This is a genomic window from Micromonospora sp. NPDC050980 (genome assembly GCF_040653835.1).
GTDB lineage: Bacteria > Actinomycetota > Actinomycetes > Mycobacteriales > Micromonosporaceae > Micromonospora.
Map to the genome: position 1 here is coordinate 68,065 of NZ_JBFAGS010000022.1, position 6,003 is coordinate 74,067.

General features: G+C 72.4%; 5 protein-coding genes. 2 read left to right on the forward strand and 3 right to left on the reverse strand.

Annotation, left to right across the window (positions count from 1 at the left end; translation table 11 throughout):
• Nucleotides 1-233 precede the first annotated feature (233 nt).
• The gene (locus AB0H28_RS25305) at nucleotides 234-2,663 is read left to right on the forward strand and encodes a non-reducing end alpha-L-arabinofuranosidase family hydrolase (protein WP_358044939.1); all 2,430 of its coding nucleotides are present in this window, start codon (nucleotides 234-236) and stop codon (nucleotides 2,661-2,663) included.
• Between the two features lie 46 nt (nucleotides 2,664-2,709).
• On the opposite strand, the gene AB0H28_RS25310 is transcribed toward AB0H28_RS25305, so the two are convergent.
• The 3 genes from AB0H28_RS25310 to bioB are packed head-to-tail and all read right to left on the reverse strand — an operon-like array spanning nucleotide 2,710 to nucleotide 4,504.
• Entirely contained in the window at nucleotides 2,710-3,216 is a 507-nt protein-coding gene (locus AB0H28_RS25310) for a GNAT family protein (protein WP_358044942.1), read from the reverse strand.
• 3 nt (nucleotides 3,217-3,219) lie between these two features.
• The gene (locus AB0H28_RS25315) at nucleotides 3,220-3,504 is read right to left on the reverse strand and encodes a hypothetical protein (protein WP_358044944.1); all 285 of its coding nucleotides are present in this window, start codon (nucleotides 3,502-3,504) and stop codon (nucleotides 3,220-3,222) included.
• Nucleotides 3,505-3,508: 4 nt separating this feature from the next.
• Nucleotides 3,509-4,504, reverse strand: coding sequence for a biotin synthase BioB (gene bioB, locus AB0H28_RS25320; protein ID WP_358044947.1), 996 nt, complete (start codon nucleotides 4,502-4,504; stop codon nucleotides 3,509-3,511).
• 156 nt (nucleotides 4,505-4,660) lie between these two features.
• On the opposite strand from bioB, the gene AB0H28_RS25325 reads away from it, so the two are divergent.
• Nucleotides 4,661-5,797: an 8-amino-7-oxononanoate synthase gene (locus AB0H28_RS25325; RefSeq protein ID WP_358044950.1), complete on the forward strand. Its 1,137-nt coding sequence runs from the start codon at nucleotides 4,661-4,663 to the stop codon at nucleotides 5,795-5,797.
• The last annotated feature ends 206 nt before the right edge of the window (nucleotides 5,798-6,003 follow it).

Consider the following 6,003-nt stretch of genomic DNA (forward strand, 5'->3'; position numbering starts at 1 on the left):
CGCCCCCGCGGCGGGCGTGGCCGGTCGCCCGGTGGCGGCGACCGGCCCGCTCGACGTGGGCGAAGGCGGTGGCCGTCGCGTCGCCCGCGCGCCAAAACAACTCCGAAACTTTTCCGAAACTTGTTGTTCGCGCGGGTGCCCGATGCAAGCATTGGCGCAGTTAAATATTCCGACCCTGACGTCCAGTCGTCCCCGCCCAGACGGCTTGGGTGTTGGCCAGCAAGGAGGCCAAGGTGGCAGTGAGCCCATCCGTTCCTCGCGGCGGGAACCGGCGGCGATCGCCCGCCGTCCGAGCGCTGATCGCCGGCGCGGTGAGCGTCGTGACAGTGGCCGCGGTCGCGGTCATGATGCCGTCGGCGAACGCCGCGGCGAGCACGCTCGGCGCGGCGGCGGCGCAGTCCGGCCGCTACTTCGGCACCGCCATCGCGGCGAGCCGGCTGAACGACTCGACCTACAGCACGATCGCGGCGCGTGAGTTCAACATGATCACGGCCGAGAACGAGATGAAGCCGGACGCGACGGAGCCGAACCAGAACCAGTTCAACTTCTCCGCCGGTGACCAGATCTACAACTGGGCGACGCAGCGTGGCCTGAAGGTGCGGGGTCACACGCTGGCCTGGCACGCGCAGCAGCCGGGCTGGATGCAGAACATGCAGGGCAGCGCGCTGCGTAACGCGATGATCAATCACATCAACGGGGTGATGGCTCACTACCGGGGCAAGCTCGCCGCGTGGGATGTGGTCAACGAGGCGTTCAACGAGGACGGCAGCCGGCGTAACTCGAATCTGCAGGGCACCGGCAACGACTGGATCGAGGTGGCGTTCCGCACCGCGCGGGCGGCGGATCCGTCGGTCAAGCTGTGCTACAACGACTACAACATCGAGAACTGGTCGTACGGCAAGACGCAGGGTGTCTACCGGATGATCCAGGACTTCAAGTCCCGGGGTGTGCCGATCGACTGTGTGGGGTTGCAGACCCACTTCACCGGGGGCAGTTCGCTGCCGGGCAACTTCCAGACCACGCTGTCCAGCTTCGCCGCGCTCGGGGTGGACGTGGCGCTGACCGAGGTCGACGTCACCAACGCCTCCACCAGCCAGTACGCCGGGCTCACCCAGGCCTGCGTCAACGTGCCGCGGTGCATCGGCATCACGGTGTGGGGGGTGCGCGACAGCGACTCGTGGCGCTCGGGCGAGAACCCGTTGCTGTTCGACGGCGGCGGCAACAAGAAGGCCGCGTACAACTCCGTCCTGAACGCCCTCAACGCCGCCGCGCCGACCTCGGGGCCGACCTCGGGGCCGACCACCGGCCCGCCGCCCTCCGGCGGCAGCGGCCAGATCGTCGGCGTGCAGTCGGGCCGGTGCATCGACGTGCCCAACGCCACGCAGACCAACGGCACCCGGGTGCAGCTCTGGGACTGCAACGGCCAGTCGAACCAGCGGTGGACGTACACCGCCAGCAAGCAGCTGATGGTCTACGGCAGCAAGTGCCTCGACGCGAACGGCGCGGCCACCGGCAACGGCACCGGAATCATCATCTGGGACTGCAACGGCCAGTCGAACCAGCAGTGGAACATCAACTCCAACGGCACCATCAGCGGCGTGCAGTCCGGCCGCTGCCTGGACGTGTGGAGCACCAACAACGGTCAGCAGATCCAGCTCTACGACTGCCACGGGCAGCCCAACCAGCAGTGGCGGACCGACTTCGGCGGCACCACGCCGCCGACCACGCCGCCGCCGACCACCCCGCCGCCGGGCGGCTGCGCGCTCCCGTCGACCTACCGGTGGTCGTCGACCGGCGCGCTGGCGAACCCGGCGAACGGCTGGGTCTCGCTCAAGGACTTCACCAACGTGGTCTACAACGGCAAGCACCTGGTCTACGGGTCCAACGTCAACAGCAGCGGCCAGTACGGCTCGATGAACTTCAGCCTGTTCACCAACTGGTCCGACATGGCCTCGGCCGGCCAGACCGGAATGAGCCAGGGCACCGTGGCGCCCACCCTGCTGTACTTCGCCCCGAAGAACATCTGGGTGCTGGCGTACCAGTGGGGGCCGACCTCGTTCAGCTACAAGACGTCGAGCGACCCGACCAACGCCAACGGCTGGTCCGCGCCGCAGACGCTCTCCACCGCCACCCTCCCCGACGCCCCGTACGGCGTGATCGACCAGACCCTGATCGGCGACGACCAGAACATGTACCTGTTCTTCGCCGGGGACAACGGCAAGATCTACCGGTCGAGCATGCCGCTGGGGAACTTCCCGGGCAGCTTCGGCTCGAACTACACGACGATCATGACCGACTCGACGAACAACCTGTTCGAGGGCGTCGAGGTCTACAAGGTGGCGGGCCAGAACCAGTACCTGATGATCGTCGAGGCGATCGGGAGTCAGGGGCGCTACTTCCGCTCCTTCACCTCCAACAGCCTCAGCGGCTCGTGGACCCCGCAGGCCGCCAGCGAGAGCAACCCCTTCGCGGGCAAGGCCAACAGCGGCGCGACGTGGACCAACGACATCAGCCACGGTGACCTGGTCCGCACCAACCCCGACCAGACCAAGACCGTCGACGCCTGCAACCTGCAGTTCCTCTACCAGGGCAAGAACCCCAACGCGGGTGGCGACTACAACCTGCTGCCGTGGCGGCCGGGGGTGCTGACCCTCCAGCGCTAGCCGACCGGACGTGCCCGGCACCCCTGCGGTGCCGGGCACGCCCGACTCAGTCGGGCAGGTCCTCGGCGAGCAGGTCCATCAGCAGGCCGTCGTGCCAGCGCCCGTCGGGGCCGCGCTCGTAGCGGCGCATGATGCCCACCGGGCGGAACCCCACCTTCGCGTACGCCCGGATCGCCGCGGTGTTCGCCGCCGCCGGGTCGATGGTGAACCGGTGGTGGCCGTACTCGTCGGCCAGGTGCCGGACCAGCGTGCGGATCGCGTCCCCACCCAACCCCGCCCCGCGCGCCGCCGGGTCGAGGAAGATGTCCAGGCTGGCGTGGCGGTAGTCCGGGTCCGTCTCGGCGTACCACTGGATCGCGCCCACCAGCCGGTCGGCGTGCTCGATCACGTAGACGGTCAGCGAGTCGTCGGCCAGGTCGGCGCGCACCGCCCCGGCCAGGTCGTCGTCGCCGCGCCACCAGCGGCGTACCTCCGGGGTGGCCCGGATCGCGGCGAGCGCGTCGACGTCGGCGTCCGTGGCCGGTCGCAGCGTCACCGCCCGTCCCCGCAGCACCGCTCAGCCTCGCCGCTCGCCGTGCTCGACGCAGACCGCCGACCAGCCGGCCGGCACGACCTGCACCTTCATCCGTCGCCGGCAGGTGGCGCACCAGCGTGGCGGCTCCAGCGCCCGCGCCGCCGCGCACGCCGAGTGCGGCCCGTCGGCCACCGGCTCACCGCACCTGTCGCACCAGCGGGCCACCGCGACGTCGCCGGCCGGGCCGGGCCCACCGGCGGTCACGGCGCGGCCGGTCGCGCCCGCGTCGTCGGCCGGCGCGGCGGGTCGGGTCAGCTCGCTCACCATCGCCTCACAGGGTCGCCGAGAGCGCCTTCACCGGCATCTTCAGCTCGGTCAACAGCTTCAGGTCGTCGGTCGCCGGCCGGCCCAGCGTGGTCAGGTAGTTACCGACGATGACCGCGTTGATGCCGCCGAGCAGGCCGTCGCGGGTGCCGAGGTCACCGAGGGTGAGTTCCCGTCCGCCCGCGTAGCGCAGGATGGTGCGCGGCATGGCCAGCCGGAACGCGGCGATGGCGCGCAGCGCGTCCTTGCCCTCGACCACCGGGCGGTCACCGAGCGGCGTGCCGGGGCGCGGGTTGAGGAAGTTCAGCGGCACCTCGTGCGGGTCCAGCTCGGCGAGCTGGGCGGCGAACTCGGCGCGCTGCTCCACCGTCTCGCCGAGCCCGAGGATGCCGCCGCAGCAGACCTCCATGCCGGACTCGCGGACCATCCGCAGCGTCTCCCAGCGTTCCTCCCAGGAGTGGGTGGTGACCACGTTCGGGAAGTAGGAGCGGCAGGTCTCCAGGTTGTGGTTGTAGCGGTGCACCCCCATCTCGACCAACTCGTCGACCTGCTCCTGGGTGAGCATGCCGAGCGACGCGGCGACCTGGATGTCGACCGCCTCCTTGATGGCCGCGACCCCGTCGCGCATCTGCTTCATCAGCCGCGCGTCCGGACCGCGCACGGCGGCCACGATGCAGAACTCGCTGGCCCCGGTCGCCGCGGTCTGCTTCGCGGCCTCGACCAGCGCCGGGATGTCCAGCCAGACCGAGCGCACCGGCGAGGTGAACAGGCCGGACTGGGAGCAGAAGTGGCAGTCCTCCGGGCAGCCGCCGGTCTTCAGCGAGACGATGCCCTCCACCTCGACCTCCGGGCCGCACCAGCGCATCCGCACCTCGTGGGCGAGCTGGAGGGCGGCGGGCAGGTGCTCGTCCGGCAGGTTCAGCACGGCGAGGATGCCGGCGGGGTCGAGGCCGACGCCGTTCTCCAGCACCCGGGTCCGGGCCTGGTCGAGGATCTCTGGCATGGCTCGTAACCTAACAGGCCGCCGGAAGCGCGGGAAACCGTCGTGAGCGGCCCGGCGAGCCGGCACCGCGCCACGCCGGGGCCGGGTGGCCGGGTGGTAACTTCGCCCCGCGGAAGCGCCCGGGCGGGCGGGGGATCGGCGGGAGGGGACGGCGCGGTGGCGGACTGGCTGGCGGCCCTGGACCGCGACGCCGACCTGCGGGCCAAGGCGGGCCTGACCCGCGCCCTGCGCCCGCGCGCCGCCGACGACGCCGTGGTCGACCTGGCCGGCAACGACTACCTCGGCCTGGCCACCCACCCGGAGGTCACGGCCGCCGCCGCGGCGGCCCTGTCGGCATACGGGCTGGGCGCCACCGGGTCGCGCCTGGTGCGCGGCTCCACCGACCTGCACCACGCGCTCGAGGACGAGCTGGCCGACTGGCTCGGCGTCGACCGGGCGCTCGTCTTCTCCTCCGGCTACCTGGCCAACCTCGCCGCCGTCCGGGGCCTGGCCCAGCCGCGTACGCTGCTCGTCTCCGACGCGCACAACCACGCCTCGCTGATCGACGGGTGCCGGATCTCGCGCGCCGAGACGCTGGTGACGCCGCACGGCGACGTGGCCGCGGTGGCCGCGGCGCTGGCCGCCGCGCCGGGCCGTCCGGCCGTGGTGGTGACCGAGTCGGTCTTCTCCGTCGACGGCGACCTGGCCCCGCTCGCGGAGCTGCACGCGGTGGCCCGTCGGCACGGCGCGCTGCTGCTCGTCGACGACGCGCACGCACTCGGCGTGACCGGCCCGGCCGGAGCCGGCGGGGTGGCCGCCGCCGGGCTGGCCGGCGAGCCCGACGTGGTGGTCACCGCGACCCTGTCCAAGGCGCTCGGCGGGGCCGGCGGCGTGGTGGCCGGGCCGGCGGAGTTCGTCCGGCACCTGACGGAGACCGGCCGCACCTTCATCTTCGACACCGCGCTGCCGCCGGCGGTGGCGGCCGGGGTGCACGCCGCCGCGCGGCTGGCCCGGGCCGGCGACGCGCTGCGCGCCGAGCTGGCCGACCGGGTCGCGTTCGCGGTGCGCCGCCTCGACGCGGCCGGGCTGTCCGTCTCCGCCCCCGACGCGGCGGTGGTGTCGGTGGGCGCGCCCGGGCCGGGGGCGGCGACCGACTGGGCGGCTGCCTGCCGGGACCGGGGGGTGGCGGTCGGTTGCTTCCGGCCGCCGTCCACGCCCGACGGCCGCTCCCGACTGCGGCTGACCGTCTCCGCCGCCGTGGACCGGGCGGAGTTCGCCCGGGCGCTCGAGGTGATCGTGGAGTGTGCGCCGTGAGCGCGAGGAGTGAGCCGGGGTTGCGAGCCCCGCAGTCGCGAACCGAGGTCGCGCCGTGAGCGCGAGGAGTGAGCCGGGGTTGCGAGCCCCGCAGTCGCGAACCGAGGTGGCGCCGTGAGCGCGAGGAGTGAGCCGGGGTTGCGAGCCCCGCAGTCGCGAACCGAGGTCGCGCCGTGAGCGCGAGGAGTGAGCCGGGGTTGCGAGCC